Annotated in this window: 14 protein-coding genes; 12 read left to right on the forward strand and 2 right to left on the reverse strand. The window is 39.4% G+C overall.

Translation table 11 applies throughout. From position 1 onward, the window contains the following. Window positions 1-13: 13 nt before the first annotated feature. Both AB3G38_RS19805 and AB3G38_RS19810 read left to right on the forward strand, forming a co-directional pair. A complete protein-coding gene (locus AB3G38_RS19805; RefSeq protein ID WP_367865484.1) occupies window positions 14-559 on the forward strand; it encodes a transposase in 546 nt (181 codons plus the stop codon). Then, entirely contained in the window at window positions 478-1,374 is an 897-nt protein-coding gene (locus AB3G38_RS19810; RefSeq protein ID WP_367868740.1) for an IS3 family transposase, read from the forward strand. Before AB3G38_RS19805 ends, AB3G38_RS19810 begins: the two co-directional genes overlap by 82 nt. Window positions 1,375-1,452: 78 nt before the next feature. On the opposite strand, the gene AB3G38_RS19815 is transcribed toward AB3G38_RS19810, so the two are convergent. Together AB3G38_RS19815 and AB3G38_RS19820 are read right to left on the reverse strand one after the other, a co-directional pair. Beyond that, entirely contained in the window at window positions 1,453-3,348 is a 1,896-nt protein-coding gene (locus tag AB3G38_RS19815) for a DEAD/DEAH box helicase (protein WP_367865485.1), read from the reverse strand. Window positions 3,349-3,495: 147 nt separating this feature from the next. Then, a complete protein-coding gene (locus AB3G38_RS19820; RefSeq protein ID WP_367865486.1) occupies window positions 3,496-3,954 on the reverse strand; it encodes a DUF4293 domain-containing protein in 459 nt (152 codons plus the stop codon). 84 nt (window positions 3,955-4,038) lie between these two features. Here AB3G38_RS19820 and truA point away from each other — a divergent pair, with 84 nt between their 5' ends. The 10 genes from truA to AB3G38_RS19870 all read left to right on the forward strand — a co-directional run bounded on the left by truA (window position 4,039) and on the right by AB3G38_RS19870 (window position 15,596). After that, complete coding sequence (truA, locus tag AB3G38_RS19825) at window positions 4,039-4,791, forward strand: tRNA pseudouridine(38-40) synthase TruA (RefSeq protein ID WP_367865487.1); 753 nt, start codon at window positions 4,039-4,041, stop codon at window positions 4,789-4,791. 2 nt (window positions 4,792-4,793) lie between these two features. Beyond that, window positions 4,794-6,563, forward strand: coding sequence for an ABC transporter ATP-binding protein (locus AB3G38_RS19830; protein WP_367865488.1), 1,770 nt, complete (start codon window positions 4,794-4,796; stop codon window positions 6,561-6,563). Window positions 6,564-7,600: 1,037 nt separating this feature from the next. Beyond that, window positions 7,601-8,473, forward strand: a complete 873-nt coding sequence (gene sucD, locus AB3G38_RS19835; RefSeq protein WP_068403412.1) for a succinate--CoA ligase subunit alpha — start codon at window positions 7,601-7,603, stop codon at window positions 8,471-8,473. A 125-nt stretch (window positions 8,474-8,598) separates the two neighbouring features. Beyond that, the gene (locus AB3G38_RS19840; RefSeq protein ID WP_183865896.1) at window positions 8,599-9,075 is read left to right on the forward strand and encodes a methionine-R-sulfoxide reductase; all 477 of its coding nucleotides are present in this window, start codon (window positions 8,599-8,601) and stop codon (window positions 9,073-9,075) included. Between the two features lie 137 nt (window positions 9,076-9,212). Further along, window positions 9,213-9,611 carry a septal ring lytic transglycosylase RlpA family protein gene (locus AB3G38_RS19845; RefSeq protein ID WP_367865489.1) on the forward strand — a complete coding sequence of 133 codons (399 nt, stop codon included), beginning with the start codon at window positions 9,213-9,215 and terminating at the stop codon, window positions 9,609-9,611. Between the two features lie 384 nt (window positions 9,612-9,995). After that, complete coding sequence (locus tag AB3G38_RS19850; RefSeq protein WP_221270555.1) at window positions 9,996-10,967, forward strand: ribonucleoside-diphosphate reductase small subunit; 972 nt, start codon at window positions 9,996-9,998, stop codon at window positions 10,965-10,967. A gap of 77 nt (window positions 10,968-11,044) precedes the next feature. After that, a complete protein-coding gene (locus AB3G38_RS19855) occupies window positions 11,045-13,423 on the forward strand; it encodes a ribonucleoside-diphosphate reductase subunit alpha (protein ID WP_367865490.1) in 2,379 nt (792 codons plus the stop codon). A gap of 77 nt (window positions 13,424-13,500) precedes the next feature. Beyond that, window positions 13,501-13,716, forward strand: a complete 216-nt coding sequence (locus AB3G38_RS19860; RefSeq protein ID WP_367865491.1) for a cysteine-rich CWC family protein — start codon at window positions 13,501-13,503, stop codon at window positions 13,714-13,716. An 85-nt stretch (window positions 13,717-13,801) separates the two neighbouring features. Then, the gene (locus AB3G38_RS19865) at window positions 13,802-14,461 is read left to right on the forward strand and encodes an AAA family ATPase (RefSeq protein WP_367865492.1); all 660 of its coding nucleotides are present in this window, start codon (window positions 13,802-13,804) and stop codon (window positions 14,459-14,461) included. A gap of 1 nt (window position 14,462) precedes the next feature. Continuing rightward, a complete protein-coding gene (locus tag AB3G38_RS19870; RefSeq protein WP_367865493.1) occupies window positions 14,463-15,596 on the forward strand; it encodes a hypothetical protein in 1,134 nt (377 codons plus the stop codon). Window positions 15,597-15,617 lie beyond the last annotated feature (21 nt).

The raw sequence follows: 15,617 nt of genomic DNA on the forward strand, positions 1-15,617 counted from the left end.
TGGGGGCATTTTTATGAATAGAAAAACAAAGTTTAGTTTAAGCTTCAAGGAAGCTTTGGTGAAGGAGGTTGTTTCCGGGTCAATCGGATCAAGGGAACTTTCCAGAAAGCATGGCATCAACGACCGATACCTACGCCGTCTGGTCAAGAATTACGAGGACCGTGGTAGCTTGAGCCATCAGCAGGGCAATAATATATACGACAAGGCACTCAAGGTTGCATGCGTTCTTTCGGTGATAAAAAAGCGTTTATCTTTGAGCGAGGCGGCCACATGTTTCGGGATCCCCAGCGACAGCACCATCGTCCACTGGATGAAGCTCTATGGTGAATTTGGCGAGGAAGGTCTTGAAACTACCAAAGTTGGCCGTTCAAAGAATATGTCGGCACCAGATAACAACAGGATAAAAAAGAAGAAGGATCCATTAGATCCACAGGCAGCTTTGCAGGAGGAGCTGGAGTTCCTACGTGCAGAAAATGCATATCTAAAAAAGCTAAGTGCCTTAATTCAACAGGAAAAGTCCAAAGCGCGCGAACCAAAGCCAAAGCGGTCGAAGAATTAAGGCATACCTATGACCTGCATCTATTATTGTCTGCTTCTGAACTGGCGCGGAGCACGTTCTACTATCACCTTAAACATGCTAAAGAAGATAGGTATGCACCTGCCAGGAAGCTGATCTCCGATATCTTTCACAGACACAGGGGGCGTTATGGATATCGGCGGATAACGGCAGCGCTCAAGCAACAGGGCTGTACGATCAACCACAAAACGGTGTCAAGGATTATGGGCGAACTTGGGCTAAAATGTACACTGAGGCCTAAAAGATACCGATCCTATAAGGGAGACCATGGAAGGATTGCGCCCGATCTGGTGAGGCGAGGTTTCAAAACCGAGCTGCCGAACCAAAAGTGGGTCACTGATGTTACGGAATTTGCAGTGGCAGGCCAGAAACTCTATCTCTCCCCGATACTCGATCTCTACAATTCAGAGATCATTTCTTATCATCTAGACGTCCGGCCCAATTACGGGCTGGTCGGCAGAATGGTAGAAATGGCATTTGAAAAACATGCCGACCTCAACGGCCTAATACTGCATTCCGACCAGGGATGGCACTATCAGATGAAATCCTATCAGCGTGCGCTAGAAAAGAAGGGGGTGCTACAGAGCATGTCCAGAAAAGGCAACTGCCTGGACAATGCGGTAATGGAGAACTTCTTCGGAATACTAAAATCAGAACTATTCTACGTGAAAAAATATACATCAGTCGAAGAACTCAAAACAGATATCAAAAGTTATATTGAATACTACAACAATGACAGGATCAAAATGAAACTAAATGCAAAAAGTCCGGTACAATACCGGACTCTTGCAGCCTAATTTTTTAAAGTTAAATTTGTCTAACTTTTTGGGGGCACTTCATAAATCGGGCTGCTTAATTTTATATTTGGGTTGTGATTAAGATCTGCGTCTTCTTTCGCCCGTTCCGCTTCCACCTTCGCGTGGTTTACCAGAGAAATCTCTGAAACCGCCAGCACTGCTTCCACCTTCACGTCTTCCGCTTCCGCCAGAATTACCGCCACCGTAGCTTTTTCTTTCGCCACCGCCATAACTCTTTCTTTCACCACCACCATAGCTCTTTCTTTCTCCACCGCCAGAACTTCTTCTGTCGCCACCACCACTATAGCTTCTTCTTTCTCCACCACCAGATCTTCTTTCACCACCTTCAGGAGCATCTCCAGATTTTTCAATTCTAACACTTCTGTTATTGAACTGGATGTCTTTGAAATTTGCGAACAATGAATCAACAATAGCATTTTCAACTTCAAAGAATGAATACACACCTTTAAGGTCAATTTTACCAATGTTTTTTCCACTGATTTTACCATTGTTACAAACAAAAGATAATAAGTCACCTCTTGTAAATTCATCTACCGAACCTACGTTGATAAACAAACGGGTAAAATCACTGTTTCTAGCACCTCTTGCACCGCGCTCAGAACGTTCACCACGCTCATCAGTAGCAGCTGCATTTAAATCCGGTGCATTTTTGTAATACTCTAAAAAGCGGTTAAACTCTAAAGATGCAAAACGTTTGATCACTTCTTCTTTGCTCAATTCAGCAAATTCATCCATGATTCTTGGGATGTACTGCTCAATTTGTGCTTCATTTACTTCAACATTGTGAACTTTGTGAACCAATGAGAAAAGTTGTTTTTCGCAAACATCAAATCCTGTAGGTAATTCAGCTTTAGTAAATGCTTTACCGATGATTCTTTCAATCTGACGGATTTTTCCGGTTTCTTTAGAATTGATAATACAGATAGAAATACCAGATTTACCAGCTCTTCCTGTACGACCACTTCTGTGGGTATAACTTTCAATTTCATCAGGTAATGAATAGTTAACAACGTGAGTTACGTTATTTACATCGATACCACGTGCAGCAACATCAGTAGCAATTAATAACTGCATGTTACGGTCACGGAAGCGCTGCATAACTTTATCACGTTGTTGTTGTGATAAGTCACCATGCAAAGCATCAGCATTGTAGCCGTCCTTAATCAGGTTCTCAGCAACATCCTGCGTATCCATTTTGGTTTTACAGAAAACTACTGCGAAAATTTCAGGGTTGAAATCTACAATACGTTTTAAGGCAGCATATTTATCTCTGGCACGTACTACATAGTACTCATGCTCAATATTTACGTTACCAGTGTTTTTGGTCCCCATAGTCAACTCAGTAGGGTTGTCCATGTAGTTTTTAGCTATTCTTCTAACCTCAGGAGGCATAGTAGCTGAAAATAACCAGGTTTTTTTGTCGTCAGGTGTAGTAGACAAGATATCATTAATGTCTTCCTGGAAGCCCATGTTCAGCATTTCGTCAGCCTCATCAAGAACTACATATTTCACACTACTGAAATCTATAGCCTTACGACCGATAATGTCTAACATACGACCCGGTGTAGCTACAACTACTTGTACACCGTTTCTAATTTCACGCAATTGCTGCACAATGTTCGCGCCACCGTAAACGGCAACAACACTAGCACCAGGCGTATTTTTTGAGTAATTTTTGATGTCGCTGGCAATTTGCAAGCAAAGCTCCCGGGTAGGGCATAGAATTAAAGCCTGAGGCTTATTCATCTTGAAGTCAATCAGTTCAATCAGCGGCAAACCAAATGCTGCTGTTTTTCCTGTTCCTGTTTGGGCCAAACCAACAAAATCATTATTGCCCTCTAACAGCACAGGAATAGCTTGCTCCTGAATAGGTGTTGGATTTTCGAAACCTAAATCCTTTACGGCATTAACAACGTCATCACTTATCCCCAATAATTTAAATGGGTTTATCATTTTAACTTTATTTATTAAGCCGCAAAGGTAAGCTTAATTTTTGGTATTTGTTTGGTACATAACCAAATAATAATTATAAGTCTAACAATTTGATTGTTAATGGTTAGGTTATTTGATCTTTAAGTAAAAAATTAACTTATCAAAAGACTATCTTAATCTATCTGCCGAGCGTATTAACTGATCATCCTTATTGATCCCTCTGATCGCAAGGGCACAAAAAATCAGGGAAAGCACAGGTAAATAAGCGCCTGCACTTAGCGTAAATCCTTCAGAAATCCGGGGAATCTGCATTGCATAACTTGTTGCCCATGCTGCTAAAGCAAGAATTAAAACCATCGTCAGCAGGATAATCCGTTTCTGTAGCGTTCTGTTTTTGAAAGTGAAGATGTTTGCCAGGCAAACCAGGCCAACAGCGATTGTTGCACCGAAAAGCGCAGTAAAGGATTCAGTTTTCTGGCTGATATTATTTACTTTCTCATAAATACCACCAATCTGGAATGTTAAATCTCCCGGAGCGCCATGTATAATTAAAACAGGAAGAATTAATACTAAAAACAACGTAAGCGCTGCTAAAAATAACCAGATGGATTGAACCCTTTGTATCATATCAATTTAATAATTTCCAACAAATATATTAAAAGACATTAAACGTCTGTCTTGTTAAGCGGAAAAAAGTATTTTTGCATTACATTGAATATACAACGTTTTTTTATAGAATTAGCCTACGATGGAACAGCTTACCATGGATGGCAGACGCAGCCAAACGCGATTACCGTTCAGCAGGAATTGGACAGGGCATTAACCGTTTTCTTCAGGCAACCTGTAGAAACACTGGGCTGTGGCAGAACAGATGCCGGAGTGCACGCCAGTAAATTCTTTGCACATGCAGATTTACAAAATGTAACAGAAGAAGCAGCTACAATTGCTGTTGGGAGTATAAATTCTCTGCTGCCTTATCCGATTGCTATCAAAAGAATCTTTAAAGTTTCAGCAACCGCACACGCACGTTTTGATGCCACAGCGAGATCTTATGAATATCATTTTCATTTTCATAAAGACCCTTTTAAATTAAACCGTTCCTGGTTATATAAAGGTAAACTGGATATTGAAGCTATGAATATTGCTGCTGCCCGGCTCCTGAACTATACAGATTTTACCAGCTTTAGTAAATCCAATACCTCTACGGCTACAAATAATTGTAAAATTACAGAGGCTTACTTTCGTGAAATCGAGGGTGGTCTTATATTTACGATCTCAGCTGATCGTTTTCTGAGAAATATGGTGCGTGCAATTGTTGGTACCCTGATCCTGATCGGAAAAAAAGAGATCAGCCTGGCGCAGCTGGAAGAAATTATAGGAAGTAAAAACCGGAGTAATGCCGGGCAGTCAGTACCTGCCTGTGGCCTTTACCTGGTCAATGTCATTTATCCTTTTGTAAATTAATTATGTCGAAAATTACAGGTGATGCGTTAAACGTGGGCTTATTGAGAAGAGTTTTTCAATACGTCAAACCCTACCGCAGCATATTTATCTGGTCAGTTATTTTAACGATACTACTCGCATTAATTGCACCAGTAAGACCTTTTCTGATCAAATACACCCTGGATAACTATATTTTAAAAGGGGAGCACAACGGCCTGGTGATGATGACCATGCTCATGCTCTTTTTGCTGGTTGTACAAAGTGTCATTCAATACAGCCATACCCTGTTAACCAATACCCTTGGGCAATCGGCTATCCGTGACCTGAGAATCAACGTATTCAATCATATCACTAAACTCAGGCTGCAATACTTTGATAAGACACCGATCGGACAATTGATAACCCGTACAGTTTCAGATCTGGAAACTATCTCTGATATTTTCTCAGAGGGCCTGATTGTAATCATTGGTGATATCCTTCAGGTCATTGCCATTATTGCTGTCATGTTTTATGCAGACTGGGAATTAACCGTGATTGTACTTTTACCGATGCCCCTGCTGATTATGGCGACTTCTGTATTTCAGAAATCTATCAAATCGGCCTTTCAGGAAATCAGAACTGAAGTATCCAATTTAAATACCTACCTGCAAGAGCATATTACTGGTATTTCTATCATTCAATATTTTGCCAGAGAAGACCAGGAATTCCGTAAATTCAAAAAAATCAATGCACGCTACCGTGATGCAAACATTCGTTCCAACTGGTATTACTCCATCTTTTTCCCGGTTGTAGAAATTATCTCAGCGATGTCACTAGGCCTTTTGGTCTGGTATGGGGCAAAAAGCATTCTGGCCAAACCTCTTGATGTTACGCCAGGTACAATCGCAGAGTTTATCCTGTATATCAGTATGCTATTCAGGCCAATTCGCGAACTTGCTGATAAATTCAATACCCTGCAAATGGGAATGGTAGGGGCAGAACGTGTATTTAAAGTGTTAGATACTAAAGAACTGACCACAAACAATGGTACTTATCAACCTGAGAAAATGGCCGGTAACATTAAATTCGACAAAGTCTGGTTTGCTTATAATGATGAAAATTACGTCTTAAAAGATATCTCCTTTGAAGTCAAGGCAGGGCAGACTGTGGCGATGGTTGGTGCAACTGGTGCAGGTAAATCGTCTACAATCAATATCCTGAACCGCTTTTATGAGATCCAGAAAGGCGAAATCAAAGTTGATGGGATAAGTATTAATGACTACGAGTTAAACTACCTGAGGAATAATATCGCTACCGTACTACAGGACGTTTTCCTGTTCTCCGATACAATTTTCAATAATATCACGCTGAATAACCCTGCCATAACTATGGAGGAAGTGGTTGATGCGGCTCAAAAAGTAGGTGCACATGACTTCATTGAAAGACTACCCGGAGGCTACCAGTATAATGTAATGGAACGCGGGGCCACACTTTCTGCCGGACAAGCACAGCTGATTTCGTTCATCAGGGCATTGGTTTATAATCCTTCTATTCTTGTGCTCGATGAAGCTACTTCATCTGTAGATACAGAAACCGAAATGCTGATTCAGACTGCGATTGATAAATTGATGAAAGGCCGTACTTCTATTGTGATCGCACACCGCTTATCAACTATACAAAAGGCTGATCAGATTATAGTATTGGATAAGGGAGAGATTAAAGAAATTGGTAATCACCAGGAATTGCTGAAACTTGACGGGTATTACAAAAGGCTGTACGATTTGCAGTTTCACTCCGTTGGTATCGCTAAATAAGGGTTTTCCAACGGATCTTAAAAAAAGGGAAAGGCATATTCCTTGCTGCCGCTATGAATTATAGCGAAGGCAAGGAATATGCCTTTCCCTTTTTTTAAGATAGTGATTGTCTACCCCTTACGGCGCTCCATTCTTTGTTGGTGTTCCTATTTGATGGCAAGGCAATTGTTTTAATAAGGAAAAAGCAGGTTTTTGTTTAATAAATATGATTATATATCTGGTTTTCAGACCTATAATAAATTCATAAACTAGCCTGACAGACTCTTGGTTCGATTATAATACAATTAAATTACAACAAGGTTTTTGGCAGTGTCTGGTTACAGTTTGATACGTACTTCAAGCGTAGTTGATACGGGGTTGAAACGCTTCGACCCGTATCAACTACGCTTGAAGTGCGTATTAAGCCGCTGGAGAATATAGCCAGTGACCAGTTTAAAACTTGCGTTAAAACAATGCAGACCAGTGCCTCAATAGTCCGGAAATATAGCTGAACAGCCATAAACAGACAGAAAAGATGAAGTGTTTTATGATTACAGGGATATAAAAGACGTTTTTCTTTGGAACCAGGATTGGGAAGAAAAAGTTGTTTCTAACAGACAGAAAAGATAAAGTGTTTTATGATTACAGGGATATAAAAGACGTTTTTCTTTGGAACCAGAATTGGGAAGAAAAGTTATTGCTAACGGGTAGGGAACGATCAGGCAAATAACAGTAATAGCAATCCTGATAGCAATCGCAATCCTGACGGCAATCCAACAGGTCTGTCTTCATTAAGCAACTGACCAGCTAACTCAATTATTTTTGCAACAACAATCCACCCCCCCCCTTACAGTTAAGTGAGAAAAACAATAAAAACCGACAACGTGTTTCCCGGCCTCGGATCCCCTCTTCGGGGAACGTAAGGCGGAAAATACGTTGTCGGTTTTTATTGTTTCCCCTCTCACGCACTCTCCCCAACACTTTCTTTTCATTATAATTCCAAATGCATTTGCCATTCCATTCAATAATCTTAGATTTGCATAAAAAATTATAGATACATGAGTGTTTTAGTAAATAAAGATTCAAAAGTAATTGTACAAGGTTTTACCGGAAATGAAGGTACTTACCATGCTTCACAAATGATAGAATACGGAACTGACGTAGTTGGCGGGGTTACACCTGGTAAAGGCGGACAAACTCATTTAGACAGACCGGTTTTTAACACGGTTAAAGATGCGGTTGATCAAGCTGGAGCTAATGTATCTATTATTTTTGTTCCACCTGCATTTGCTGCAGATGCCATTATGGAAGCTGCTGAAGCTGGAATAAAAGTTATTGTATGTATTACTGAAGGTATCCCTACAAAGGATATGATTCAGGTCAAAGAATATATTACTGGAAGGGATTGCCGTTTAATCGGTCCTAACTGTCCGGGTGTTATTACTGCTGATGAAGCTAAAGTTGGTATCATGCCAGGTTTTATCTTCAAAAAAGGTACAGTAGGTGTTGTTTCTAAATCAGGGACATTAACTTATGAAGCAGTTGACCAGGTAGTGAAAGCAGGTTTAGGTATCACTACAGCAATCGGTATTGGAGGAGATCCAATTATCGGTACAACTACTAAAGAAGCTGTTGAATTGTTAATGAATGATCCTGAAACTGAAGGTATCATCATGATCGGTGAAATTGGTGGTGGTATGGAAGCTGAAGCTGCGCTTTGGATCAAAGAACATGGTACAAAACCAGTAGTAGGATTTATCGCTGGCCAAACTGCTCCTGCGGGACGTAAAATGGGTCACGCTGGTGCTATTGTTGGTGGTGTTGATGATACTGCTGCTGCTAAAATGAAAATTATGGCAGAATGCGGAATCCGTGTAGTAGAAAGTCCTGCTGAAATCGGTGAAGCTATGGCAGAATTATTGAAGAAATAATCCTTCTTAAATTTATATAAAAGAGGTTCGTGTCAAAACGAACCTCTTTTTTTTTATCACATATTTGTCAGCTTATATTATTCTTGTGCTAAAAACTGAAGGTGCCCGTTAACCGTATATAAAGTATGAAAACGATCATCAGTAAATCGATATTAATAGCCGGGCTTGTTTGCATTTGCAGCTTAATGGCCTGTGCGCAGAAACAACAAAAAGAATCACCTTCAAAAACCACCGGAAAAATGGAATGGAATAAATTAACCGCCGAAGAAGAAGATGTAATTGTGCATAAAGGCACAGAATATCCAGGAACTGGAACGTTATTGAAAAATACAGCAAAAGGTACCTATACCTGCAAACGTTGCAACGCAGCCCTTTACCGTTCGGAATCAAAATTTGAATCCTCATGCGGCTGGCCGAGCTTTGATGACGAGATTAAAGGTGCAGTAATCAGGATTCCTGACGCTGATGGATCGCGTACGGAAATCGTGTGTGCAAACTGTAAAGCACACCTTGGACACGTGTTCCTGGGCGAAGGATTTACCGCAAAAAATACAAGAAACTGTGTAAACTCAATTTCAATGAATTTTGTTCCTGATAAATAGCTTTTAAAGGTGTTTAAACCCTGAAAATACACGTTTTGATTTACGTAAATGCCCGATGATCAGCTCATTGGGCATTTTTAGTTTGGTGGTATGTACTTTTTTTACTTACCTTTGAACGTTCACCAACAAAATTAAATATGAGATATTGTTTGCTTTTATTGAGTATATTCTTGTTCTTGCAAGTTGACGCACAGGGAGATACTACAGTGCTGGACAGTACAGCTTTAGACGGTTCAACGCTAATAAAAACAGGAATGGCAACCTATTATCACAGGAAGTTTGAAGGTAAAAGAACCACCAGCGGAGCCAAATACCGGCGAAGTAAATTAACAGCCGCTCACCGCTCACTTCCCTTTGGTACGATCGTCACGGTCACCAACGTTGAGACAGGAAAATCAGTAGACGTGGAAATCAATGACAGAGGCCCTTTTACAAAAAGATATATTATTGATGTTTCAGAACAAGCTGCCAAAGACCTCGGTTTTTTTAGAAAAGGACAGTCCAAAGTGAAAATCAGCTACGATAAATCCTCTTAAATCCTGAATATCAGGTCGCAATAGTCAGAATTGCAAATGTTATCAACAGTTTTTCCTGGTCTCTTTGATAACAACAGAAAACAATAACAACTTTACAAAGTAAATTAACTGTAATTTTTGTTCCGCAGTGTGGATAACTACGCCCTCTTGTTAAGAACTATTGTTAACGTTTAAAAGCCTCAAAGTTTATATTTGTTTGAACAAAAATTCTGACATTATTATCAATAATTTGTTAGATAAAGGTTTAGTAATTAATATTTTATGCTTAAATATTAGACCTGATTTTAGGTAAAACTTTTGAATTATTGAAGCCGGTCTGCTGAAAAGACTATTGAAGAGGACTAATACCTATTGACAATCGTTTATTACCCTTATAATATACCCATGGAAGAAGAAGTATTACTGAAAGAGAACAAAGATCGCTTTGTACTTTTGCCGATTAAATATCCGGCAATCTGGGAAATGTACAAAAAGAGTGAAGCTAGTTTTTGGACGGCCGAAGAGATTGATCTGTCTGATGATCAGAAACACTGGGATAATCTTAATGATGGAGAGCGCCACTTCATCTCTCATATCCTGGCATTTTTCTCGGCCAGTGACGGAATTGTGAATGAGAACCTTGCAGTCAACTTTATGAGTGAAGTCCAGTTACCAGAGGCACGTTGCTTTTATGGTTTCCAGATTATGATGGAAAACATCCACTCTGAAACTTACGCCTTATTAATTGATACTTATATCAAGGATGAAGCAGAAAAAGACAGACTGTTCCACGCTATTGACACTGTACCTTGCGTAAAGAGAAAAGCAGAATGGGCATTACGCTGGATCGACGGAGGAAACTTCGCTGAACGTCTGGTAGCTTTTGCAGCTGTAGAAGGAATTTTCTTCAGCGGAAGTTTCTGTTCAATTTTCTGGTTGAAGAAACGTGGTTTAATGCCAGGTCTGACTTTCAGCAATGAGCTGATCTCAAGAGACGAAGGTATGCACTGTGAATTTGCCTGCCTGCTTTACAAAATGCTGAAGAATAAACTTTCTCAGGAAGCAGTTCATGGTATCATCAAAGATGCCGTTGAAATAGAAAAAGAATTTGTGACAGATGCACTGCCAGTTGCACTGATCGGTATGAATGCCAAACTAATGTCTCAGTATATCGAATTTGTGGCCGACAGGTGGTCAAGCGAACTGGGATATGACAAAATATATAACGCTACTAATCCGTTTGACTTCATGGAGATGATCTCCCTGCAGGGAAAAACCAATTTCTTTGAGAAACGTGTTGGGGATTACCAGAAAAGTGGTGTGTTGACGTCTTCAGAAGACAAAGCTTCGGCTTTTTCTCTGGATGATGATTTTTAATAAAAGAATATAAACTGTTGCCTATGTTCGGAATTGCTTTGAACAACGAGAATAAGCAGCATAAAACCTAAAAAAATATGTTTGTAGAAAAAAGAGATGGTCGCAAAGAAGCAGTGCGGTTTGATAAGATCACTGCCCGGATCGAAAAGTTATGTTATGGCTTTAATGTGGAACTTGTTGATCCTATAGATGTAGCCAAGAAAGTAATTGAAGGATTGTATGACGGTGTTACAACCTCAGAATTAGATAATCTTGCTGCTGAGACTGCTGCCTCTTTAACCACAAAACACCCGGACTATGCTTTATTAGCTTCTAGAATAGCCGTGTCAAATTTACATAAGAATACTACGAAGTCGTTTTCAAAGACGATGGAGATGTTATATAGATATATAGATCCTAAAACTGAAAAATCAGCTTCTTTAATCGCTGAAGATGTTTGGGAAGTTATTCAGGAAAATGCTGACTTATTAGACAGCACAATCATCTATGACCGTGACTTTGGTTTCGATTACTTTGGTTTCAAGACCCTTGAAAAATCGTACCTGTTAAAAATTAATGGTGAAATTGTAGAACGTCCGCAGCACTTATTTATGCGTGTTTCTGTGGGAATTCACAAAGGTGATATTGATAGTGTAATTGCTACTTATAACCTGATGAGTGAGCGTTGGTTTACCCATGCTACACCAACCTTGTTTAATGCAGCAACTCCAAAGCCTCAAATGTCATCTTGCTTCTTATTATCTATGCAGGATGATAGTATCGAGGGAATTTATGATACTTTAAAACAAACCGCTAAAATCTCACAAAGTGCAGGTGGTATTGGCTTGAGTATTCATAATGTAAGGGCAACTGGTTCTTATATCAGCGGAACAAACGGAACCAGTAATGGTATCGTACCGATGTTAAAAGTATTCAATGATACTGCACGTTATGTAGATCAGGGTGGAGGCAAACGTAAAGGTGCTTTCGCAATCTATTTAGAGCCATGGCATGCTGACGTATTCGCTTTCCTTGATTTGCGTAAAAATCACGGTAAAGAAGAAATGCGTGCACGTGATCTGTTCTATGCACTTTGGGTTTGCGATTTATTTATGCAGCGTGTTGAAGAAAATGGCGAATGGAGCCTTTTCTGTCCACATGAAGCACCAGGGCTTGCAGATTGCTGGGGAGAAGAATTTAACGCGTTATATACACGTTATGAAAAAGAAGGCCGTGCGCGTAAAACAATCAAAGCACAGGAATTATGGTTCGCTATCCTGGATTCACAAATTGAAACCGGTACACCATACTTGTTGTACAAAGATGCCGCAAACGGTAAATCTAATCAGCAGAATTTAGGAACTATCAAAAGTTCTAACTTGTGTACAGAGATCATCGAGTATACCTCTAAAGATGAAGTTGCAGTATGTAATTTAGCTTCACTGGCCTTACCAAGATATGTAATCAATGGAGAATTTGACCACCAGAAATTATATGATGTAACTTATCAGGCTACTTTAAACCTGAATAAGATCATTGATTATAACTTTTATCCGGTAGAAGAAGCAAGAAACTCTAATATGCGCCACAGACCAGTTGGTTTAGGTGTACAAGGGCTTGCAGATGCATTTATCTTAATGCGTTTACCTTTCGAAAGTGAAGCCGCAAGAGAACTGAACAAAGAAATTTTTGAAACTATTTACTTTGCTGCAATGACTGCTTCGCATGATCTTGCTGTTAAAGACGGAGCTTATGAAACTTTTAAAGGCTCTCCTTTATCAAAAGGTAAATTCCAGTTTGATCTTTGGAACGTAACGCCATCGAGTAACCGCTGGGACTGGGAATCATTGCGTAAAAAAGTAGTTAAAGATGGTGTGCGTAACTCTTTATTGGTTGCGCCAATGCCTACAGCTTCGACTTCTCAGATTTTAGGTAACAATGAATGTTTTGAGCCTTATACTTCAAACATCTATACAAGACGTGTATTGAGCGGTGAGTTCATCGTAGTTAACAAACACTTATTGAAAGATTTAGTTGCTTTAGGTTTATGGACCCCGGCAATGAAAGACAGAATTATTTTAGCTAACGGTTCTATTCAGGACATTGCTGAAATACCTGATTATATCAAAGAATTGTATAAAACAGTTTGGGAAATTAAAATGCGCAGTATCATTGATATGGCTGCTGATCGTGGTGCTTATATCTGCCAGTCGCAATCCCTTAACTTGTTTATCAACGCACCTAATACTTCTAAATTGACTTCGATGCATTTCTATGCCTGGAAGAAAGGTTTGAAAACAGGAATGTATTATTTGCGTACTCAGGCTGCGTCACAAGCAGTGAAATTCACTGTAGAAAACCAGGCTGGTAAAAATATGGAACCTGTAATTCCGGAACATATTGAGCAAGTGGTTGAAGAAATCACTGATGGCCCGGTTTGTTCTATGGAAGAAGGCTGTATCAGCTGCTCAGGATAATCTAAATCTCATAAAATGAAAGGCATAAAGTACGGTAAGTCAAATTACCGTACTTTTGTTGTATAAGACCCTTTTTAATGGCTAAACACGAAATTATACCATGCGAGCGTTGCGGTGTGCCTATTGAGTGCAAGGCTAACTCTTACACTAAATGTCAGTGCAGTGTGGTGTATCTTGACCTGAATGAAGTGCAGTATATTAGTGAGCATTATGATAGTTGTCTCTGTGCTAAATGCCTGTTTGAATTACAGCAGGAGTACAGGGATTCCCTGAATTCAAACGTTGCTTCTTAAAAAAATCGTTAGCTTTCTTTTATTAGCTTTCTTTTAATCGTAACAATAGCAGTTGATTGCCGTCCTACTATCCTAAAGACTGGATATGCTCAGCTTCGTAAATTATCAAAAATCATATCATAACTTCCCGGCTTTAAAAATAGATGACTATAGTATTGATCAGGGTATCTACTGGATCAAAGGGGCAAATGGTTCCGGGAAAAGTACGTTGCTGAAAACAATTGCAGGTATCCTTGATTTTAAGGGTGATATTATTCTGAAATCTCCTGCAGGTAATCTGGTTAATCCAGTTCCGGTCAGTGTAAAAAAGCAGACTCTTGCTTTTCGTAAACTGGTTAATTTTGCAGAAGCAGAACCCATTTTTCCTGAGTTCTTAACCGGCAAAGAAATGGTCAGCCTGTTTTCAGCGGCAAAGGGCGGAGATCTGCAGCAATCAGCTTATTATATAGAAAGTATGAAAATGACTTCCTATATCAACCGGCCTTTGGGAACCTATTCCAGTGGTATGCTGAAAAAACTATCCCTTGTTCTTGCTTTTTTAGGCAAACCGGAAATTATTTTACTGGATGAACCCTTAATTACTGTTGATGTGGAATCACTGGAGATCCTTTACCGGTGGATCGCAGAAAAACATGAAAAGGAGAAAACGAGTTTCCTGCTGGCATCTCATCAGCCATTTGAAAGTACAGTATTACCTTTAATCCAAAAGATCTTAATTGAAAATCAGCATTTAACGCCCTTATAAGATGTCCGGATCACTTACACAGGTATTGCTTAAAATATTTGCCTACCGTTTTTACAGGGAACAATCAGGGCTGTTGCTTTTCCTTTTCGTCACGCTTATCAGTTATTGTTTTTTTATCAATACGGCTGGTGTTTATCAAATGGAAGAGTCTGTATTTTATCATTTGATGTTAATGATGACTTTCATTATTACTCCCGTGATGATGATGCTGGTTTTCGCCTGCTGGCTGATCTATTCTATGAAGAGCTGGCAATACGTAGCTGCACAATTACAACTGGAAAATAATCAGTTCTTATTTTACGGGATTACTTCCTTCAGTAAGTTTGAACAGTTCAAAAGCTGGTTTTGTGTACAGCTGGTGATCTCTCTGCCATTTTTAGGCTACTGGCTTTTTGCTACCATTTTAGGGGTAATCTATGACGCAAATGTAATCCCTGCAATTACACTCCTCTATATTCTGTTCATGGCCTCGGTCAGTGCATTGCTTTACGTATACCTGGTTAACCGCATGAGCAAAACCAGGAAAACTTCTTTACTGTTCAGACTGAGCAGCGGAATCAGCAAACCTTTTTCAAGCTTGTTTATGTATCATCTATTTGACCGGACAAAGCTGATTTACCTGCTCACTAAAATTGCCTCACTGTTAGTGATGACCGGAGTACTTTACATTTTTGCAGCCAACAAACAAGACTTGCGTGTACCCTATATTATTATACTCTCCATTGTTACTTTACATAGCGTACTGATTTATCAGGAACATCGTTTTAAAGAAACTTATCTCAGTTTTGCGAGGAACCTTCCTTACAGCAGGTTCAATTTGTTTTTTAACTTCTCTTTGATCTATTTCTTAATTATGCTGCCGGAGTGTATCTGGTGTTTCTCTCATTTTCCTTTTTTAACAGCAGTTGAAATGTTGTTGTCAGGATTAAGCACAGCGTTGCTTTTCCGGAGTATTTTACATTTGATAGGCTTAAGAATGTACAGATACCTGTTATGGGTATTCGGACTATTTATATTCTCATTTTATATCATTATGTTCGGTATGCCCAGATTATCTTTTGCTGTAAGTCTGATTATTTCTTATCTGCTTTTTTATCAATATTATTATAAGCCGGAAACACTGATAAAATTCTGATTTTCACCCTTTAATCTTAGC

The organism is Pedobacter sp. WC2423, assembly GCF_040822065.1.
Lineage (GTDB): Bacteria > Bacteroidota > Bacteroidia > Sphingobacteriales > Sphingobacteriaceae > Pedobacter.

What these genes read in the sequence shown, in the direction of transcription:
- AB3G38_RS19805 (WP_367865484.1), top strand. Translation starts at nt 14, where the DNA reads ATGAATAGAAAAACAAAGTTTAGTTTAAGCTTCAAGGAAGCTTTGGTG.
- AB3G38_RS19815 (WP_367865485.1), bottom strand. Translation starts at nt 3,348, where the DNA reads ATGATAAACCCATTTAAATTATTGGGGATAAGTGATGACGTTGTTAAT.
- AB3G38_RS19820 (WP_367865486.1), bottom strand. Translation starts at nt 3,954, where the DNA reads ATGATACAAAGGGTTCAATCCATCTGGTTATTTTTAGCAGCGCTTACG.
- AB3G38_RS19830 (WP_367865488.1), top strand. Translation starts at nt 4,794, where the DNA reads ATGTCGAAAATTACAGGTGATGCGTTAAACGTGGGCTTATTGAGAAGA.
- sucD (WP_068403412.1), top strand. Translation starts at nt 7,601, where the DNA reads ATGAGTGTTTTAGTAAATAAAGATTCAAAAGTAATTGTACAAGGTTTT.
- AB3G38_RS19840 (WP_183865896.1), top strand. Translation starts at nt 8,599, where the DNA reads ATGAAAACGATCATCAGTAAATCGATATTAATAGCCGGGCTTGTTTGC.
- AB3G38_RS19845 (WP_367865489.1), top strand. Translation starts at nt 9,213, where the DNA reads ATGAGATATTGTTTGCTTTTATTGAGTATATTCTTGTTCTTGCAAGTT.
- AB3G38_RS19850 (WP_221270555.1), top strand. Translation starts at nt 9,996, where the DNA reads ATGGAAGAAGAAGTATTACTGAAAGAGAACAAAGATCGCTTTGTACTT.
- AB3G38_RS19855 (WP_367865490.1), top strand. Translation starts at nt 11,045, where the DNA reads ATGTTTGTAGAAAAAAGAGATGGTCGCAAAGAAGCAGTGCGGTTTGAT.
- AB3G38_RS19860 (WP_367865491.1), top strand. Translation starts at nt 13,501, where the DNA reads ATGGCTAAACACGAAATTATACCATGCGAGCGTTGCGGTGTGCCTATT.
- AB3G38_RS19865 (WP_367865492.1), top strand. Translation starts at nt 13,802, where the DNA reads ATGCTCAGCTTCGTAAATTATCAAAAATCATATCATAACTTCCCGGCT.
- AB3G38_RS19870 (WP_367865493.1), top strand. Translation starts at nt 14,463, where the DNA reads ATGTCCGGATCACTTACACAGGTATTGCTTAAAATATTTGCCTACCGT.